Consider the following 16,869-nt stretch of genomic DNA (forward strand, 5'->3'; position numbering starts at 1 on the left):
GCGGGACCGTCCGCCGGGGCCGTCACGACGGCGGCCCGGCCGGGAGGACGTCGCGGGCCTCGCCGTCGGGGTCGAGGGAGGACAGCACGCTCTCCAGGCAGCCGCGCAGCTGGCGGACCTGCTCGCGGGTCAGCGGGTCGAACAGGTGCTCGCGGACCGCCTCGACGTGCCCCGGGGCGGCCTCGGCGAGGACGGCGAAGCCGGCGTCGGTGAGGACGGCGAGGGTGGTGCGGCGGTCGCCGGGGTGCTTGGCGCGCCGGACCCAGCCGGCCTCCTCCAGGCGGGCGACGGCGTGGGACAGGCGGCTCGCCGACGAGCGCACGACGCGGGCGAGGTCGCTCATCGTCAGGGTCCGGTCCGGGGCCTCCGACAGCATCGCCAGGATCATGTAGTACGCGTGCGGCAGGCCCGCCTCCTGCTGCAACCGGCGTTCCAGGGCCTCGGTCAGCAGCCGCGAGGTCCACAGGAACGCCCGCCAGGTCTGCTGCTCCTCGGCGTCCAGCCAGCGGGTCTCGTCCACGCCCGCAGCGTACCCGCGGCCCTTGAGCGTTCAAAACTTGAGCTTTCAAGTTCCGCCGCCTACAGTGACGATTGAACGTTCAATCGAAGGGGAGGCGGGCCATGTCCGCGATGCCGGTGCTCTACCTCAGCCACGGTGCGCCGCCGCTGGCCGACGACGAGGTCTGGACGGGCGAGCTCGCCGCCTGGTCGGCCGGGCTGCCGCGCCCGGCCTCGATCCTCATGGTCTCCGCGCACTGGGAGGAGGCGCCCGCCAGCATCGGCGCGACCGCCCCGGCGCCGCTGGTCTACGACTTCTGGGGCTTCCCGCAGCACTACTACCAGGTCCGCTACGACGCGCCCGGCGCACCGGAGCTGGCCGCGCAGATGCGCGGGCTCGTGCCCGGCCTGCACCAGGACGAGACGCGCGGCCTCGACCACGGCGCCTACGTCCCGCTCGTCGAGATGTACCCCGGCGCCGACGTCCCGGTGCTGCAGATGTCGCTGCCCACCCTGGACCCCGCGCGGTTGTTCGACCTCGGCCGCAGCCTCGCGCCGCTGCGCGACCAGGGCGTCCTCATCGTCGGCAGCGGCTTCACCACCCACAACCTGCGCGGCATGGCCGCCGGCCCCGACGCGCCGCCGCCCGCCTGGTCGGCCGAGTTCGACGACTGGGCCGACCGCGCGGTCCTTGGCCACGACGTGGACGCGCTGCTGGACTTCCGCGACAAGGCGCCCGCCGCGCGCCTCGCCCACCCGCGCACCGAGCACTTCGCGCCGCTGTTCGTCGCGCTCGGCGCGGCGGGCGAGGCCGACCGCCGGTCGGTCATCGACGGCTTCTGGTTCGGCCTGGCCAAGCGGTCCTTCCAGTTCGGCTGACCGGCACCGGCGCCGGCGTCAGGGCCGCAGCCGCCGCCGCAGCTCGGCCGACAGGTCGGCGGCCGCGTCGAGGAGCATCTCGGTGAACGCCCGGCCGCGCGGATCCTCGGGGGCGTCCGCGCGGCGGGCGGCGGCGAGCGGCCGCACCGCGAGCGGGTCGTCGATGCGGACCACCGCGACCGTCGGCGGCAGCGCCGGCACCGCGAGGCCCGGGACGACGGTGACGCCGAGCCCGGCCGCGGCGAGGCCGAGCTTGGCGACCCAGTCCCGGGCGGTGAACGCCACGCGCGGCTCCCACTCCCCGCCCGTCCAGGCGCCGAGCAGCGTCGTGCCCGGGTCGGTGCTGCCGGTGATCCACCGCTCGGCGCGCAGCTCGGCGGGGCGCACGGCGCCCGCGCCCGCCAGCGGGTGGTCCAGGGCGACGGCGACGAGCAGCGGGTCGTCCAGCAGCGGCGCGAGGGAGACGCCGGCGGGCGGGCGCGCCGGCGGCGGCACCACCGCGAGGTCCAGGCGGCCGCCGGCGAGGGCGGCCAGCAGCCGGATGGTCGGCCCCTCCCGCAGCGGCACCTCGGTGCCCGGCTCCCGCTCGGCGAGCGTCGCGATCGCGCGCGGGACGAGCGCCGCCATCGCCGTCGCGACCGCGCCGACGCGCAGCCGCCCCGGCGGCCGGCCGTCGAGGTCGGCGAGGCCCTGCCGGGCCGTCCGCAGCTCGCCGAGGACGGCCTCGGCGTGCCGGACGACCAGCCGCCCGGCCTCGGTGGCCCGCACGCCCCGCGCCTGCCGCTCGAACAGGGGACGCCCCGCCGCCTGCTCCATCAGCGCGATCTGCCGCGACACCGCCGACTGGGTGTAGCCGAGATGCTCGGCCGCCAGCGAGAACGACCCGAGCCGCGCCGCCTCCCGCACGACCCGCAGGCCGAGCACGGTGAACTCACTCATGGGCAACAGGGATAGCACCTCGGGGAGGGTGCGCTAGGGTCGGCGCCATGTTCCTTCCCCGTGCGTAGACACCGGAGCGACTCCGGCGTCCCCCCACGGCCTTCCCCCGAAGGAACCTCCCCATGTCCTATGCCGTCGTGCTGCGCGCGCCCGGCGCGCCCCGGCTCCTCTGCGCCGCCCTGATCGGGCGGCTGTCCTACGGCGTCGTCCCGCTCTCCCTCACCCTGGCGATCACCCGCAACGGCGGTTACGCGCTCGCGGGCGCCGCGCTGGCGGCGTTCGGGGCCGCGAGCTGCGCCCTCGCGCCCGCCCGCGGCCGGCTCATCGAGACGTTCGGCGCGCGGCGGGCGCTCGCGCCCATGGCCGCGCTCTACGCGGTCCTGCTGCTCGCGCTCGCCGCCCTCACCTGGCGGCCCGGCGCGCCGGTCGTCGTCGCGGCCGTGGCGGCGGGGGCCTGCACGCCGCCGCTCGGCCCCGTCACCCGGACGCTGTGGGGCCGGATGTTCGACGACCCCGTCCTGGTGCAGCGCGCCTACAGCCTCGACGGCGTCGCCGAGGAGCTGCTGCTCGTCACCGGGCCGCTGATCGCGGGCCTCCTCGCCGCCGTCACCGAGCCCGCCGCCGGCGTGGCGCTGAGCGCGGCGCTCGTCCTCGCCGGCACGCTCGGCATGGTCGCCGGGATGGACGCCCGGCCCGCCCCTGCGGCCGCGAGCGAGGACGCCGGTCCGATCGCGACGCCCGTCGCGCTCACGGCCGCGACGGGGCTCTGCCTCGGCGCGCTCGGCCTGCTGTTCGTGGCGTTCGCGGCCGCGCACGGGCGCCCCGCCGCGGCCGCCTGGATCGAGGCGGCGCTCGCCGCCGGCAGCGGCCTCGGCGGCCTCGCCTACGGCGCGGTCCGCTGGCGGTCCGGCCTCCGCTCGCGGCTGGCCGTCCTGACCGGCGCGCTCGGGCTGCTCGCGGCGGCCGCCGGGGCGTCGCCCGGCCTGCCCGTCCTCGCCGCCGTCGCCGCCGCGACCGGCGTCGTCATCGCGCCCGCGCTCACCACCGCGTACCTGATGGCGCCCGGCGTGCGCGCCGCGACGTGGGTGAACACCGCGTTCAACGCCGGGTCGGCGCTCGGCGCGGCGGGCGCCGGGGCGCTCATCGGGCGAGCGCCCCTGCCGGCGTGCTTCGCGCTGGCGGCGCTTCCGGCGCTCGCGGCGGGCGCCGCCGCAGCGTCCTGGCGGCGAGCAGCCCGACCGGCACCGGCGCCCAGAAGGTGACCAGCCGGAACAGCAGGACGGCCTGCAGCGCCGGGCCCGCCGCGACGCCGAGGCCGGCGAGGGCGGCGGTGAGGGCGGCCTCGGTGGAGCCGACGCCGCCCGGCACCGGCACCGCCGTGCCGGCCGCCGCGCCGATCAGGTAGGCGATGAGCAGCGCGCCGGGCGCGGCGCCCGCGCCCGGCACGGCGAGCGCGCTGAGCGCGAACGCGGTGCCCATGACGAGGGTCGTGGCCGCCGACGCCGCCATCATCAGCGCGAAGTCGCGGGGCCGCCGGCACAGGTCGCGCAGCCCCGCGACGGCCTGCCGCGCCGCCGCCGACCGGAGCGCCCGCCGCCCCCACACCGCCGCCGCCGCGAGCGCCAGGCCCGCGGCGGCGAGGACGGCCTCGACGGGGACGGCGCGGGCGGCGTCGCCCGCGTGGTCGCCGAGGACGCCGAGCAGCCGCCCGTCGCGGGACGCGGCGAGGACGGCGGCGGCGAGCAGCAGGTCGGCGGGCAGCCCCGCCACGTGCGCGGCGGCGACCGCGACGGCGGCGCGGGGGAGGGGCAGGCCCCGGCACACCAGGTAGCGGGTGTTGACGGCGGCGGCGCCGAGGCCGCCGGGCGTCACCCGGTTGGCGGCCGCGGCGGTGAACTGCGCGAGCGTCGCCTCGCGCAGCGGGAGCGGATGGCCGCTCGCGGCGCGCAGCGTCACCGCCGCGCAGAGGTAGTGCAGGACGGCGAGGAGGGCGAGGAGGGGGACCAGCTCCCAGCGGACGCGGCCGAGGGACGGCAGCGGGACGAAGACCAGGGCGGCGAGGGGCGCGAGCGCGAGCAGGGGCCACCACGCGGCGCGGCGCCGGGGCGGCCGGGCGGCGATCGTTTCCACACCCTTGTTGTCGGCCAGTCCGCTGAAGGTTATGCGACCTGCGGCTTTTCCTTGGGGAAACGGTGGCCTGCGATCGGGCGGCGGCCCGGCCGGACCGGCCCGCCGCCCGATCGCCCGGTCTCAGCGCTCCGGCTTGGTGTACACCGCGACGGCGCAGGCGCTGCCGAGGCCGATGTTGTGCTGGAGCGCGACGCGCGCGCCGTCCACCTGCCGCGCGCCGGCCTTGCCGCGCAGCTGCCAGGTCAGCTCGGCGCACTGCGCGATGCCGGTCGCGCCGAGCGGGTGGCCCTTGGAGATGAGACCGCCGGAGGGGTTCACGACCCACTTCCCGCCGTAGGTGGTGGCCTGGTCGTCGACGAGCTTGTGGCCCTCGCCGACGCCGGCCATGCCGAGCGCCTCGTAGGTGATGAGCTCGTTGGCGCTGAAGCAGTCGTGCAGCTCGATGACGTCGACGTCGTCGATGGCGACGCCCGCCTCGTCCATGGCCTTGGCGGCGGCGCGCTGCGAGCAGCCGAACCCGACGACCTGGATGGAGGAATGGCCCGCGAAGCTGTCGGGGGTGTCGGTCGCGATGTGGTGCCCGGCGATCTCCACGGCCTGGTCCCACAGGTCGTGCTCGTCGAGGAACCGCTCGCTCACCACCAGCGCGGCGGCGGCGCCGTCGCTGGTCGGCGAGCACTGCAGCTTGGTCAGCGGGTCGAAGATCATGGTGGCGTTGCGGACGTCGTCCAGCGAGTACTCGTCCTGGAACTGGGCGTAGGGGTTGTGCACCGAGTGCTTGTGGTTCTTCCACCCGATCCAGGCGAAGTGGTCCGGCGTCGAGCCGTACCTCTCCATGTGCTCGCGGCCCGCGTTGCCGAACATCTGCGGCATCGGCGCCTTGTCCATCTCCCACTCGCGGCCCGCGACCATCGAGTTCAGGTGGTGGTCGATGATGGTGACCTTGGACTTGCCGACGCCCGCGCCGAGCGAGCCCTTCTGCATCTTCTCCATGCCGAGCGCGAGCGCGCAGTCGGCGAGGCCGCCGCGCACCGCCTGGCGGGCCAGGAACAGTGCGCTGGACCCGGTCGCGCAGGCGTTGGCGACGGTCATCACCGGGATGCCGGTCATGCCGGTCTCGTAGAGGGCGCGCTGGCCCATCGACCCGTACATGGAGCCGGCGTAGGCCGCCTCGACCCTGTCGTAGGCGACGCCCGCGTCCTCCAGGGCCTTGCCGACGGCCTCCTTGGCCATGTCGGGGTACTCCCAGTCGCGGGAGCCGGGCTTCTCGAACTTGGTCATGCCCACGCCGACGACGAACGTGCGGTTGGCCATCAGGCTCGCCTCCTGTGCCGAATACGGTTCGGCACCACGATAGCCCGACGGCCAACCGAGCGCTCGCTTGGCTACCCGTCGAGTGCGGCCGCCAGCGCGGCGGCGAAGCCCGCCACGTGCTCCTCGGCGGTGTCGAACGCGCACATCCAGCGCACCTCGCCGGTCGCGGCGTCCCAGGTGGAGAAGGCGTAGCGCTCGCGCAGCCGCGCGGCGGCGCCCGGCGGGACGAGCGCGAACACCGCGTTGGACTCCACCGGGCGGCTCACCTTCACCCCCGGCAGGTCGCCGACCGCCTCGGCGAGGAGGCGCGCCATCGCGTTGGCGTGCCGGGCGTTGCGCAGCCACAGGTCGCCGTCGAGCAGCGCGGACAGCTGCGCCGACACGAACCGCATCTTGGACGCCAGCTGCGTGGTCGCCTTGCGCAGGTAGGGGACGCCGCGCGCGGCGCCGGGCGTCAGCACGACGACGGCCTCGCCCATCATCGCGCCGTTCTTGGTGCCGCCGAACGACAGCACGTCCACGCCGACGTCGGTGGTGACCGCCCGCAGCGGCACGTCGAGCGCCGCGGCGGCGTTGGCGAGCCGCGCGCCGTCCATGTGCAGCAGCATCCCGTGCCCGTGCGCCAGCTCGGCGAGCGCGGCCAGCTCGTCCGGCGTGTAGACGGTGCCGAGCTCGGTGACCTGGCTGATCGACACGATGCGCGGCTGGGCGAAGTGCGGGTCGCCGAAGCGGACCAGGTGCGGCGCGACGAGCTCGGGCGTCAGCTTGCCGTCCGGGGTGGCGACCGGCACCAGCTTCAGGCCCGCGCTCGCCTCGGGCGCGCCGGTCTCGTCCACGTTGATGTGCGCGGTCGCCGCGCACACTACCGAGCTCCACGGGTCGGCCATCGCGCGCAGCCCGAGGACGTTGGCGCCGGTGCCGTTGAACACCGGGTACGCCTCGGCGTCCGCCCCGAAGTGCCGCCGGACGGCGCCGGCGAGCCGCGCGGTGTACGGGTCGTCGCCGTAGGCGGGCACGTGGCCGGCGTTCGCGGCGGCGAGCGCCGCCATGATCTCGGGGTGGACGCCCGCGCAGTTGTCGCTGGCGAAGCTGGGGAGCCCGGTGTCGTGCGAGGTCAAGGCCGTGATCCTGTCCGTTGAGCCGATACGGTCCCGAGCGTAGCGAGAACCGGACGCAACGGACGGGGCGCCCGCGCCTACGGGGCCGAGGCGGGCTCCTGCGCGGCCTCGGCGAGCGGCTCGGCGGGCCGTGCCGGAACCCCGCGCAGCCCGGCGCGCAGCGCGTCGACGTCCTCGCCGAGGCGGGCCAGGTTGGCCTGCAGATCGCGCCAGAGCCCGGCCCGCTGCTCGATCTGGGCGAGCTGGGTGCGCAGGGAGCCGATCCGCCGCTCGGCCTCGTCCAGCCGCCCGGCGGTCTCGGCCGCGTCCTTGCCGTTGCGGATCACCCCGGCGGCGAGCGCCGCGACGTCGCGCTCGGCGTCGTCCATCCGCTCGTCCAGGCGCGGCAGCAGCCGCTCGTTCAGCTCCCGGACGAGCGCCTCGACGTTCTGCCGGACGCGGCGCAGCCCCGCGTCCTGCCCGTGCAGCGCCTCCTCCAGGCGCCGCACCCGCTCCCCGTAGGCGCCGAGCAGCCGTTCGAGCTCGGCCACGCGTTCGCGGTCCCCGCCCAGCCCCACCAGGAGGTCGACGCCGCCGCGCACCTGGCGCTCGGCTTCGGCGACGATCCGGCGGACCAGGGCTGCGAACGGGACCATGACGCTCCTCGGGGGGACGGTGCGGCGGAAGTGCCTCCCTGAATTTTAGGCGAACGGCATCAAAACGGGTCAGGTTCCGCGCGTGACGTTCGCCGGGACGGGCGGCGCGCAGAGGCACAGCCCGTGCCGGGTGATGAGGCGGGCGCGCGCGGCGGTGTAGTCGGCGACGCTCAGCGCCGGACGGACACGTCGGCAGGTCAGGCACAGCATGGCGGTCACTCCCCCTGGTCTTCCGCCCCGGCCCCCGCCGGGCGCGCCCCCTCCCCGCGGCGCGCGGATCGGCGGCGACCGCCAGGCTAGCCGCCGCAGGGTTGCATGCACGTTGCCGCCGGGCCACGGCCGCGCGCCGTCCCGGTGCGACGGCAGACCGGATCCCCCGAATCGGTTGCGCGCCCCGGCGGCCCGCCTGATGCTCGGAACGCGGCCGCGCCGGCCGGCGACGCCGAGGAGGAGGCCCATGCCCGAGCAGGCCCCGGTGCAGCCCCACACCTGCGCCGACCCCGTACGGCTGCGGGGCGCGCTCGCCGGCGCGCACGAGCGCGGGTACCCCGCGCCCGAGCGGGACGGCACCGTGCGCGGCGCGATCCGCGACTCCTGGCACCGCAGCCGGCGGGGCGGCGACCTGGACGCGCTGGCGGCGGCGCCGCTCGTCCTCGGCGCCGACGCCCTCGCCGCCGCCCGCCGCGCCCACCCGCTGGCGGGCGAGCTGCCCGTGCTGCGCGGCCTGCTCGGCGACGTCGCCGGCGACGGCGCCACGGTGATGGTCGTGACCGACGGCGCCGGCCACGTCCTGTGGAGCGAGGGCTCCGCGCGGGCCCGCGGCGCCGCCGAGGGCATCGGCCTCGCCGAGGGCACCTGCTGGTCGGAGACCGTCGTCGGCACCAACGGCATCGGCACCCCGCTCGCCGCGCGCCGCCCCGAGTACGTCTACGCCGCCGAGCACGCCGCCGGGTTCCTGCACCGCTGGTCCTGCGCGGGCGCCCCCGTCACCGACCCCGACACCGGGACCGTCGTCGGCTGCCTGGACGTCAGCGGCGTCTCCGAAAAGCTCCACCCGGCCGCCGTCCGGCTCGTCCAGGCCGCGGCCCGGCTCGCCGAGGCGCGCCTGGAGGTGCGCCTGCAGCGCGAGGACGAGCGGCTGCGCGAGCGCTACGCCCGGCACCTGGCGGGCGGCACCGGGCTGCTGGTCACCCCGACCGGCCGCGTCGTGCTCGCCGAGCCCGCCCGCTGGCGCGGCCACCGGCTGAGCGCGCCCGCGCCGGGCCGCCGCATCACCCTGCCGGGCGGCCTCACCGCCGTCGCCGAGCCGCTCGGCGAGGTGTTCCTGCTGCGCCCCGGCACCGCCCCCGGCGTGCCCCGGCACCGGCTCACCCTCCGCCTGCTCGGGGACGGCCCGCCCGCCGCGCTGCTGGACGGGCGGCGCGTCCCGCTGTCGGGCCGGCGCGCGGAGATCCTCACCCTGCTCGCCCTGCACCCCGAGGGCCTGAGCGCCGGACGCCTGGCCTCGCACCTGTACGGCGACGAGGGCAGCCCGATCACCGTCCGCGCCGAGATCCACCGGCTGCGCGCCCACCTCGGCGAGCTGCTGCGCGCCCGGCCCTACCGGCTGGACTGCGACGTCGACGCCGACCTGCTCGCGGTCCGGCGCCGCCTCGACGACGGCGACGTCCGCGGCGCCGCCGCGCTCTGCGCCGGCGAGCTGCTGCCCCTGTCGGACGCCCCCGGCATCCGCGCCGAGCGCGACGAGCTGAACGTGCGGCTGCGCCGCCGCGTCCTGGACGACGGCGGCACCGAGACGCTGTGGGCGTTCGCGCAGAACGGGATCGGCGACGCCGACGCCGAGGTGCTGGCCCGCCTCGCGGGCGGCCTGCCCGCCGGCGACCCGCGCCGCGCCGCCGTCGCGGCCCGCGCGGCGCGCCTGGACGACCCCGGGGACGCGCTCTAGGGTCAGCGCGCGGACGCGCCGGTGAGGAACGAGGTGTCGTTGTAGGCGACCGGCTGGAGCCGCCCGTCGGCGCGGCGCCACCGGCTGAGCGAGCAGTTGGCGACCGGCGTCTTCTCGACCGCCATGACCTGCTCCTCGGTGAGCTCCTCGACCAGGTAGCGGGTCATCACCACGATCGCGTCGTGCGTCACGACGAGGACGCGCCCGGACTGCTCGTGGTAGAGGCTGCGCAGGCGGAGCGCGAGGTCGGCCCACGACTCCCCGCCCGGCGCCCGGTAGTAGAACTTGCCGAGCCGCCGCTTGCGCTCGGCCTCCTCGGGGAACCGGCGCCGGATACCGTGCCAGGTCAGTCCCTCCAGCACCCCCTGATCGCGGTCGCGGAGCCGCTCGTCCACCCGCACCCGCGGCGCGTAGGGGAGCTGGTCGAGGGCGATGCGGGCGGTGTCGCGGGTGCGCACGTACGGCGAGACGAGGACGAGGGCCGGCCGCTCGTCCTCCGGCAGCGCGGCGAGGCGGCGGCCGAGCAGCGCGGCCTGCTCGCGCCCGGCGTCCGACAGCGGGATGTCGGCGTCGCGCTGGGCGATGCCGTTCTCCTCGCGCTCGGCCTCGTGGGCCGCGATCGAGGCGACGTTGCCGGTGCTCTCACCGTGCCGGGTCAGGTTCAGCCATTCGAGCGCGTTCACGGCGTACATGCTGCCACGGCCGGGCCGTCGCGCCGCGACCGCGGGTCCGTCCTCTACGCGGCGTAGTAGTACCCTCGGAGCCCTATGACGAACGTGCTGGCCACCGCGATCATCGTGGTGGCGCTGCTGGCCGCGGCCTTCAGCGGGATCACCGCGCTGCGCGACCGCCCGATGGGCTGGGGCGACATCGCCGGCGCCGGCGCCGTCGAGGCGCTGCTCGCCGTCCAGCTCGCCGTCGGGTCGGTGAAGCTCGCCCACGGCGAGGGCCCCGCGCACCCCGCGACGTTCGTCGGGTACCTGGTCGCGATCCTGCTGATCCCGCCGGCCGGCGTGCTGTGGGGGCTGCTGGAGCGCAGCCGGTGGGGCCCGACGGTGATCGTGGTCGCCGGCCTGGCCGTCGCCGTCATGATCGTGCGGATGAACCAGTTGTGGAGCGGGAGTGCCTGAGTCCAGCGAGACCGAGCGGGCCGGGGAGCCGGCCGGAGCGCGCGGCGGTGCCACCGGCGGCGGGCCGGGGCGGCTGCTCGTCGCCGTCTACGGGATCTTCGCGCTGGCGGCGACGGCGCGCGCCGGCGTCCAGATCGCCACGAAGTTCGCCGACGCGCCCCTCGCCTACACCCTGTCGGCGATCGCGGCGCTGATCTACATCCTGGCGACGGTGGCGCTCGCCCGCGGCGGCCGCACCTCGCGGCGGGTCGCGGTGGCGGCCTGCTCGGTCGAGCTGGCCGGCGTCCTGATCGTCGGCACCTACAGCCTGCTGGACCCCGGCGCCTTCCCCGAGCCGACGGTCTGGTCGGGCTACGGCGCCGGGTACGGGTGCGTGCCGCTGGTGCTGCCCGTCATCGGCCTCTGGTGGCTGCGCCGCACCGCCCGGCGAGAGGTCCGGGCGGCGGGCGGTGCGGCGCGCGTCTGATCCGCGCGGGACGCGGCGGCCGGCTCAGGCGGCCTCCATGGTGCGCCCGCTGATCGGCAGCATGTGCACGCCGGCGCGGGCGATCTCCTCGACCTGCTCGGCGGTGAGCTCGGCCGTCGGGTGCGCGCCGATCCAGCGGACCAGCCGGAGCGGCGTGGCGAACACGATGCCGTCGGCGAGGAACGGCGAGCGGGCGAGCCGGCCGCCGTGCACGGCGAGCACCGGCGTGACCTCGACCTCCCGGCCGGTGCGCTCCGACAGCAGCCGGGCGGTGGTCCCGGCCGCCTCGCGCAGGCCCTTCACCAGAGCGGTCTTGGTGCGGCCGTCGATGAACAGGCGGCCGCCGTGCGGGGCGATCTCGGCCTCGGGGTGCCACGCCTCGTTGTGCACCAGCCAGACGCCGCCGGGCCCGACGAGGATCTGGTCGGCGACGCCGTGGCCGGGGACGGTACGGGCGTGCAGCGTGCGGAAGCCGCGCCGCTCCAGGGTCCAGCGGAGCAGCTTGTTCATGCGCTGGTCGCCGCGCAGCCCGAGCCGCCAGGTGCGCGACAGGTTCCAGCCGTGCCAGTGGAAGTAGGTGTCGAGAGCGGCCACGACAACGGCGCCCACGATGCCGAATACCGGACCGGCCAGCAGCCAGAGCAGAATAAGAGAACTTACAGTGAAAATTGCACGGCGACGGAGCCGGGTCTGCCGACCGCGCTGCCAGAGTTCGGCGTAGACGGCCTGCTCGGTGCCGCCCGTGAACGCCGCCCTGTCCCTGAGATAGATGGATCCGCCGATCATCTCCCGACCTCCTGCACCTGCGGTGACGAGCCGAATGTGGTCCTACCCGCGCCATTGCGGTGCACATCTACCGGTGAGTGAAGTGAAACGCAAAAGCAAGCCATGGCGCAAGACGCGACGTTATGCCGGGGATATGCTGGGACATCTTTCGAGTGTCGTTGACCTGCCCTTGAACAGCATTCGGTCGTCTTTCGTGAAATGACCGATGCAACTATCGCCGCAAGGGTCGGAGACTTCTGGCGGTGGCGGGCGCCACATTACCGGCGCCCGCTGGGCCGGCCGCGGCCGGGTGCCGGTCACCGCGGGCCGGCACGGGCGGCAGACTGGGGCGGTGCACCCCGACGACACCGGCCCCGGCGCGTCCCGCGCCGAGGCGGCCGCCGCCCTGCCCGTCCGGCGCGCCGTCCCGGCCCTCGCGGCCGCGCTGGAGGCGCGCGGCGCCGCCGTCCTCGCGGCGCCGCCCGGCACCGGCAAGACCACCTACGTGCCGCTCGCGCTCGCCGGCCTCGCCCCCGACCGCCCGCCCGCAGGGGGCGACGACGGCGGCCGGGTGGTCGTGCTGGAGCCGCGCCGCCTCGCCGCCCGCGCCGCCGCCCGCCGGATGGCGTGGCTGCTCGGCGAGCGCGTGGGCGGCCGCGTCGGGGTGACGGTGCGCGGCGAGCACCGGCCCGGATCGCGGGTCGAGGTCGTCACGACCGGGGTACTGCTCCAGCGCCTCCAGGACGAGCCGGAGCTGCCCGGCGTCGGCACCGTCGTCCTGGACGAGTGCCACGAGCGGCACCTGGACGCCGACACCGCCCTCGCCTTCCTGCTGGACGTGCGCGCCGCGCTCCGCCCCGACCTGCGCCTCGTCGCCGCCTCCGCCACCGCCGACACCGCCCCTTGGGCGCGGCTGCTGGACGCCGACGTCGTCGAGACCGAGGCGGCCCTGCACCCCGTCGACGTCGTCTGGGCGCCGCCGGAGCGGCCCCTGCCGCCCCCGCACGGCACGCGCGCCGACCCCGCCCTGCTCGACCACGTCGCCGCGACCGTCCGCCGCGCCCTCACCGAGCACGCCGGCGACGTGCTCTGCTTCCTGCCGGGCGTCGGCGAGATCGCGCGCGTCGCCGGGCGCCTGGCGGGGCCGTTCGACGTCCTCCAGGTGCACGGGCAGGCGCCCGCCGCCGTCCAGGACGCGGTGCTGGCGCCGGGGGAGCGGCGCCGCGTCGTGCTGGCGACCTCGGTCGCCGAGTCCAGCCTCACCGTCCCGGGCGTGCGGATCGTGGTGGACTCCGGCCTGGCCCGCGAGCCCCGCACCGACCACGCGCGCGGGCTCGGCGCGCTCACCACCGTCCGCGCCTCCCGCGCCGCCGCCGACCAGCGCGCCGGCCGCGCCGGCCGCGAGGCGCCCGGCATCGTCTACCGCTGCTGGAGCGCCGCCGAGCACGACCGCCTGCCCGCCCGGCCCCGCCCGGAGATCGAGCTGGCCGACCTGACCGGCTTCGCGCTCCAGGCGGCCTGCTGGGGCGACCCGTCGGCCGCCTCGCTCGCGCTGCCCGACCCGCCGCCGCCCGCCGCGCTCCAGGCCGCGCGGGCGACGCTGCGGGCGCTCGGCGCGACCGACGCCGAGGGCCGCGCCACCGACCGCGGCCGCAGGCTCGGCGGCATCGGCGTCCACCCGCGCCTCGCCCGCGCGCTGCTGGACGGCGCGCGGGAGGTCGGCGCCCGCCCGGCCGCCGAGGTCGTCGCGCTGCTGTCGGAGCCGCCGCCGCGCGGCGCGGGCGACGACCTGACGGCCGTCTGGCGGGCGCTGCGCCGCGGCGGCCGTCCCGCCGGCGCGCACGCCGCGCGCTGGCGCGACGAGGCCCGCCGCCTGGAGAGGGCCGTCCCCGCCGGCCGCGCGGCGGGCGGCGCGGACGACCACGTCGCGGGCCTGGTCGTCGCGCTCGCCTTCCCCGAGCGCGTCGCGCGCGCCCGCCGCGGCGCCTACCTGATGGCGTCGGGCACCGGCGCAGCCCTCGCCGATGGCTCGGCGCTCGCCGCCGCCCGCCCCGAGTGGATCGCGGTCGCGGTCGCCGACCGGCCGTCCGGCGCGGCGTCGGCACGGGCCGCGCTCGCCGTCGTCATCGACGAGGAGGTCGCCCGCCGCGCCGCCGCGCCCCTGCTGGCGGCGGGGGAGGAGGTCGCCTGGCGGGACGGCGACGTCGTCGCGCGCCGCGTCGAGCGGCTCGGCGCGATCGAGCTGGACGCCCGCCCGCTGCGCGACCCCGGCCCCGCCCGCGTCGCGGCCGCCCTCGCCGACGGGCTGCGCGCCGAGGGCCTCGCCCTGCTCGACTGGACCCCCGCCGCCGTCGCCCTGCGTGAGCGGCTCGCGTTCTGCCGCGCCGCGCTCGGCGACCCCTGGCCCGCCGTGGACGACGCCGCCCTGCTGGGCCGCGCCGCCGAATGGATCGCCGCCGCCCCGAAGGCCCGCCGCCGCGCCGACCTGCGGCGCATCGACGTGACCGCCGCGCTGCGCGGGCTGCTGCCCTGGGAGTGCGCGGCCCGCCTGGACGAGCTGGCACCCGAGCGGATCACCGTCCCGTCCGGCTCGTCGATCAGGGTCGACTACTCCGGCGAGCGGCCCGTCCTCGCCGTCAAGCTCCAGGAGCTGTTCGGCTGGGACGCGGCCCCACGCCTCGCCGGCGGCCGCGTCCCGCTCGTCGTGCACCTGCTGTCACCGGCCGGGCGGCCCGCCGCCGTCACCGCCGACCTCGCCTCGTTCTGGCGGGAGGGCTACCGCTCGGTCCGCGCCGAGCTGCGCGGCCGCTACCCCCGCCACCCCTGGCCCGAGGACCCCGCCCAGGCGACCCCCACCCGCCGCGTCAAACCCCGCGGCTAAGGGAGGGCGGCGGCGCGGTGGCGGGCGATCGCCAGGGCCGGGTGGACGGCGTCGGGGAAGGTGCGGCCGGGGGCGAGGGCGGTGCGGAGGCGGGGGCCGACGGCCTTCGGGTCGTAGGGCTGCACGACGCACAGCTCGGCCTGCATGGCCTGCCGGGCGGCGCTCATCAGGGCCGGGACGTCGCCGACGACGACGAGCTCGGTCGGCTCGTCGCCGTAGCCGAGCCGGGCGGCGAGGGCGTGCGGGGAGCGGCCGTCCGGATAGCGGAACTCGCAGATCAGGCGGTCGCCGTCGAGCGGGCCCTCCTGGATCAGCCAGACGAGGCCGGCGGTGACGGCGCCGAGGTCGCCCGCCCAGGCGGGCAGCGCGGCGTCCATCTCGTCGGCGGCGCCGGCCGCGACGCGGCGCACCTCGTCCGGGCCGATCGCGGCGAGGCCCCTCAGGAACAGGCGCGCGCCGGGCGTCCCGGCGGCGCGCAGCGTGGAGACCAGGTCGCCGAGCGCCGCCCGGTGGCCCTCGGCGTGCGGCGCCGACGCCTCCAGGGTGCCGAGCTGCGCCGACAGCCACACCTCGGCCTGCAGGGCGCCGGGCAGGCCCGGCAGTTCCCCGGCGGCCCGCGCGTAGGCGTCGTAGACCTCCCGCAGGGCGGGGAGCAGCAGGCGCGGGGCCGGGGAACGGGTGCTCATCGGCCCAGCGTATCGGGCGGCCGCCGCCCGGCGATCAGGTGCGCAGGGTGAGCAGCGTCCGGTCGCTCGTCGCCGACCGCACCTCGAACCGGGTGATCTCGGCGGGCTTCAGCGCCGTCCCGCCCTGGAGCGTCAGCGGGGCGGGCGCGCCCGGCTGCCCGTACCCGGCGGCGGGCACCGACCACCCGGCGACCGGGTGCGCGCGGCCCTGGGTGTCCACGGCGACCAGGCGGCACTCCTGCGGCCCGCGGACGCGGCTCAGCCGCAGGCCGATCTGGCTGCCCCACGCCTTGCCCTGCACCGCGACGGTGCCGGTCACGCCCGTCCCCGCGTCGGTGGCCGTCATCGCGGCGCCCGAGGCGAGCAGCGCGGCCGTCCCGTCGCTCGGGCTGCTCGCGGCGGGCGGCGGCGCGCCCTCGTGGCGGGCGCCGAGGGTGAGGCCCGTGACGGCGGCGCCCGCCAGCAGCGCGACGCCGGCGGCGGCTCCGGCCAGGACGTACGGCAGCCGCGCCCGCCGGGCGCGGGCGGCGCGCCGGTGCAGCCCGCCGGCCAGCACGGCCGGGTCGGGCGGCGGCGGGCCGGGGTCCTCGACCGGCGCCATGCCCCGGCGCGCCATCCCCTCCAGCGCCCCGGCGAGGCCGCGCAGCCCGGCCAGCTCGCCGCGGCAGGGCGGGCAGGACGCCAGGTGGCGGTCGAAGGCGCGCCGGTCGGCGTCCTCCAGCAGGCCGAGCGCGTAGGCGGCGACGTCGGTGTGCAGGACGGCGGCCGTCACGGCGTCACCCCCCGCTCCTCCAGGGCGACGCGGAGCGCGCGCAGCGCGTAGTACACCCGCGACTTGACGGTGCCGACGGGGATGCCGAGCTCGCGGGCCGCCTCGTTGACCGAGCGGTCGCGGAAGAACGTCGCGTCCAGGATCTGGCGGTGCGCGGGCGTCAGGGCGAGCAGCGCCTCCGACACCACCACCGAGCGCAGCATGTCCTCCATCCCGTCGGGCGCCCGCAGGTTCTCCAGCGGGCCCTCGCCCGCCTCCTGCGGGCGGGCGCTCTTGCGCCGCTGGTCGTCGATGACGATGCGGCGCGCGACGGTGGCGAGCCAGGGGAGCAGCGAGGCGGCGTTCTCGTCGAGCCGGTGCGCGCTCCGCCAGGCCCGGATCATGGTCTCCTGCACCACGTCCTCGGCCCAGTGCCGGTCGCCGCCGGTGAGGCGGAGCACGAACGACAGCAGCGGCCGGCCGTACACCCGGTACAGCTCCGTCACGATCACCTGGTCGTCGACGGCGTCGGTCGCGCCGCGGAACCAGCTCCACGGCCCGGCGACCGGGCGGGGGGCGGGCGCGGTGGGGGATCTGTGGGCCATCGTGGACTCCCGGACAGGTGTCATGTCGGGAGGTGGTACGCGGCTCCCGCGCCGGGGGGTTCAGGCCGGCGCGCGATCCGAAATCGAGGTGACTAGTTCGCTAGGAACTCCTTACCTTTGGGTCTGT

At 77.4% G+C, this 16,869-nt stretch carries 17 protein-coding genes; 5 read left to right on the top strand and 12 right to left on the bottom strand.

What is annotated here, in order from left to right:
* Positions 1-22 precede the first annotated feature (22 nt).
* Complete coding sequence (locus K1Y72_RS24770) at positions 23-520, bottom strand: MarR family winged helix-turn-helix transcriptional regulator (protein ID WP_220168856.1); 498 nt, start codon at positions 518-520, stop codon at positions 23-25.
* A gap of 101 nt (positions 521-621) precedes the next feature.
* On the opposite strand from K1Y72_RS24770, the gene K1Y72_RS24775 reads away from it, so the two are divergent.
* On the top strand, positions 622-1,377 hold the full coding sequence (locus K1Y72_RS24775; protein WP_308287212.1) for a dioxygenase family protein: 756 nt from the start codon (positions 622-624) through the stop codon (positions 1,375-1,377).
* Positions 1,378-1,395: 18 nt separating this feature from the next.
* On the opposite strand, the gene K1Y72_RS24780 is transcribed toward K1Y72_RS24775, so the two are convergent.
* From K1Y72_RS24780 to K1Y72_RS24805, 6 genes are all read right to left on the bottom strand, one after another.
* The gene (locus K1Y72_RS24780; RefSeq protein WP_220168857.1) at positions 1,396-2,316 is read right to left on the bottom strand and encodes a LysR family transcriptional regulator; all 921 of its coding nucleotides are present in this window, start codon (positions 2,314-2,316) and stop codon (positions 1,396-1,398) included.
* A gap of 1,140 nt (positions 2,317-3,456) precedes the next feature.
* On the bottom strand, positions 3,457-4,446 hold the full coding sequence (locus K1Y72_RS24785; RefSeq protein WP_220168858.1) for a lysylphosphatidylglycerol synthase transmembrane domain-containing protein: 990 nt from the start codon (positions 4,444-4,446) through the stop codon (positions 3,457-3,459).
* A gap of 120 nt (positions 4,447-4,566) precedes the next feature.
* A complete protein-coding gene (locus tag K1Y72_RS24790) occupies positions 4,567-5,760 on the bottom strand; it encodes a thiolase C-terminal domain-containing protein (RefSeq protein WP_220168859.1) in 1,194 nt (397 codons plus the stop codon).
* Positions 5,761-5,831: 71 nt separating this feature from the next.
* On the bottom strand, positions 5,832-6,878 hold the full coding sequence (locus tag K1Y72_RS24795; RefSeq protein ID WP_258573619.1) for a threonine aldolase family protein: 1,047 nt from the start codon (positions 6,876-6,878) through the stop codon (positions 5,832-5,834).
* 77 nt (positions 6,879-6,955) lie between these two features.
* Positions 6,956-7,513, bottom strand: coding sequence for a hypothetical protein (locus K1Y72_RS24800; protein ID WP_220168860.1), 558 nt, complete (start codon positions 7,511-7,513; stop codon positions 6,956-6,958).
* Between the two features lie 69 nt (positions 7,514-7,582).
* Complete coding sequence (locus tag K1Y72_RS24805) at positions 7,583-7,723, bottom strand: hypothetical protein (protein WP_220168861.1); 141 nt, start codon at positions 7,721-7,723, stop codon at positions 7,583-7,585.
* A gap of 247 nt (positions 7,724-7,970) precedes the next feature.
* Here K1Y72_RS24805 and K1Y72_RS24810 point away from each other — a divergent pair, with 247 nt between their 5' ends.
* Entirely contained in the window at positions 7,971-9,458 is a 1,488-nt protein-coding gene (locus K1Y72_RS24810) for a helix-turn-helix domain-containing protein (protein ID WP_220168862.1), read from the top strand.
* A gap of 2 nt (positions 9,459-9,460) precedes the next feature.
* On the opposite strand, the gene K1Y72_RS24815 is transcribed toward K1Y72_RS24810, so the two are convergent.
* Positions 9,461-10,150, bottom strand: coding sequence for a histidine phosphatase family protein (locus K1Y72_RS24815; protein WP_220168863.1), 690 nt, complete (start codon positions 10,148-10,150; stop codon positions 9,461-9,463).
* A gap of 75 nt (positions 10,151-10,225) precedes the next feature.
* On the opposite strand from K1Y72_RS24815, the gene K1Y72_RS24820 reads away from it, so the two are divergent.
* Together K1Y72_RS24820 and K1Y72_RS24825 are read left to right on the top strand one after the other, a co-directional pair.
* Positions 10,226-10,588, top strand: coding sequence for a hypothetical protein (locus K1Y72_RS24820; RefSeq protein ID WP_220168864.1), 363 nt, complete (start codon positions 10,226-10,228; stop codon positions 10,586-10,588).
* Positions 10,581-11,054, top strand: coding sequence for a hypothetical protein (locus K1Y72_RS24825; RefSeq protein ID WP_372452990.1), 474 nt, complete (start codon positions 10,581-10,583; stop codon positions 11,052-11,054). The genes K1Y72_RS24820 and K1Y72_RS24825 overlap by 8 nt, the downstream gene beginning before the upstream one ends.
* A 24-nt stretch (positions 11,055-11,078) precedes the next feature.
* Here the strand turns inward: K1Y72_RS24825 and K1Y72_RS24830 are convergent, their stop codons facing one another.
* Entirely contained in the window at positions 11,079-11,648 is a 570-nt protein-coding gene (locus tag K1Y72_RS24830; protein ID WP_308287213.1) for an NERD domain-containing protein, read from the bottom strand.
* A 523-nt stretch (positions 11,649-12,171) separates the two neighbouring features.
* Between K1Y72_RS24830 and hrpB the strand changes: the two genes are divergently transcribed.
* Positions 12,172-14,700, top strand: coding sequence for an ATP-dependent helicase HrpB (hrpB, locus tag K1Y72_RS24835; RefSeq protein WP_308287214.1), 2,529 nt, complete (start codon positions 12,172-12,174; stop codon positions 14,698-14,700).
* Here hrpB and K1Y72_RS24840 read toward each other — a convergent pair.
* From K1Y72_RS24840 to K1Y72_RS24850, 3 genes are read right to left on the bottom strand one after another with little or no spacing between them, the layout of a single operon-like run.
* Positions 14,697-15,386 (bottom strand): hypothetical protein, encoded by a 690-nt coding sequence (locus tag K1Y72_RS24840; RefSeq protein WP_220168866.1) that lies wholly within the window; start codon positions 15,384-15,386, stop codon positions 14,697-14,699. The genes hrpB and K1Y72_RS24840 overlap by 4 nt on opposite strands.
* Positions 15,387-15,420: 34 nt before the next feature.
* On the bottom strand, positions 15,421-16,158 hold the full coding sequence (locus K1Y72_RS24845) for an anti-sigma factor family protein (protein ID WP_220168867.1): 738 nt from the start codon (positions 16,156-16,158) through the stop codon (positions 15,421-15,423).
* Positions 16,155-16,742, bottom strand: a complete 588-nt coding sequence (locus K1Y72_RS24850) for a sigma-70 family RNA polymerase sigma factor (RefSeq protein ID WP_258573623.1) — start codon at positions 16,740-16,742, stop codon at positions 16,155-16,157. Before K1Y72_RS24850 ends, K1Y72_RS24845 begins: the two co-directional genes overlap by 4 nt.
* Positions 16,743-16,869 lie beyond the last annotated feature (127 nt).

Origin of the sequence: Actinomadura parmotrematis, assembly GCF_019458805.1 — a bacterium.
Lineage (GTDB): Bacteria > Actinomycetota > Actinomycetes > Streptosporangiales > Streptosporangiaceae > Spirillospora > Spirillospora parmotrematis.

Excerpts from the sequence above, each read along its gene's own strand:
- K1Y72_RS24775 (WP_308287212.1), top strand. The coding sequence starts at position 622 with ATGTCCGCGATGCCGGTGCTCTACCTCAGCCACGGTGCGCCGCCGCTG.
- K1Y72_RS24780 (WP_220168857.1), bottom strand. The coding sequence starts at position 2,316 with ATGAGTGAGTTCACCGTGCTCGGCCTGCGGGTCGTGCGGGAGGCGGCG.
- K1Y72_RS24790 (WP_220168859.1), bottom strand. The coding sequence starts at position 5,760 with ATGGCCAACCGCACGTTCGTCGTCGGCGTGGGCATGACCAAGTTCGAG.
- K1Y72_RS24800 (WP_220168860.1), bottom strand. The coding sequence starts at position 7,513 with ATGGTCCCGTTCGCAGCCCTGGTCCGCCGGATCGTCGCCGAAGCCGAG.
- K1Y72_RS24805 (WP_220168861.1), bottom strand. The coding sequence starts at position 7,723 with ATGCTGTGCCTGACCTGCCGACGTGTCCGTCCGGCGCTGAGCGTCGCC.
- K1Y72_RS24810 (WP_220168862.1), top strand. The coding sequence starts at position 7,971 with ATGCCCGAGCAGGCCCCGGTGCAGCCCCACACCTGCGCCGACCCCGTA.
- K1Y72_RS24815 (WP_220168863.1), bottom strand. The coding sequence starts at position 10,150 with ATGTACGCCGTGAACGCGCTCGAATGGCTGAACCTGACCCGGCACGGT.
- K1Y72_RS24820 (WP_220168864.1), top strand. The coding sequence starts at position 10,226 with ATGACGAACGTGCTGGCCACCGCGATCATCGTGGTGGCGCTGCTGGCC.
- K1Y72_RS24840 (WP_220168866.1), bottom strand. The coding sequence starts at position 15,386 with ATGAGCACCCGTTCCCCGGCCCCGCGCCTGCTGCTCCCCGCCCTGCGG.
- K1Y72_RS24850 (WP_258573623.1), bottom strand. The coding sequence starts at position 16,742 with ATGGCCCACAGATCCCCCACCGCGCCCGCCCCCCGCCCGGTCGCCGGG.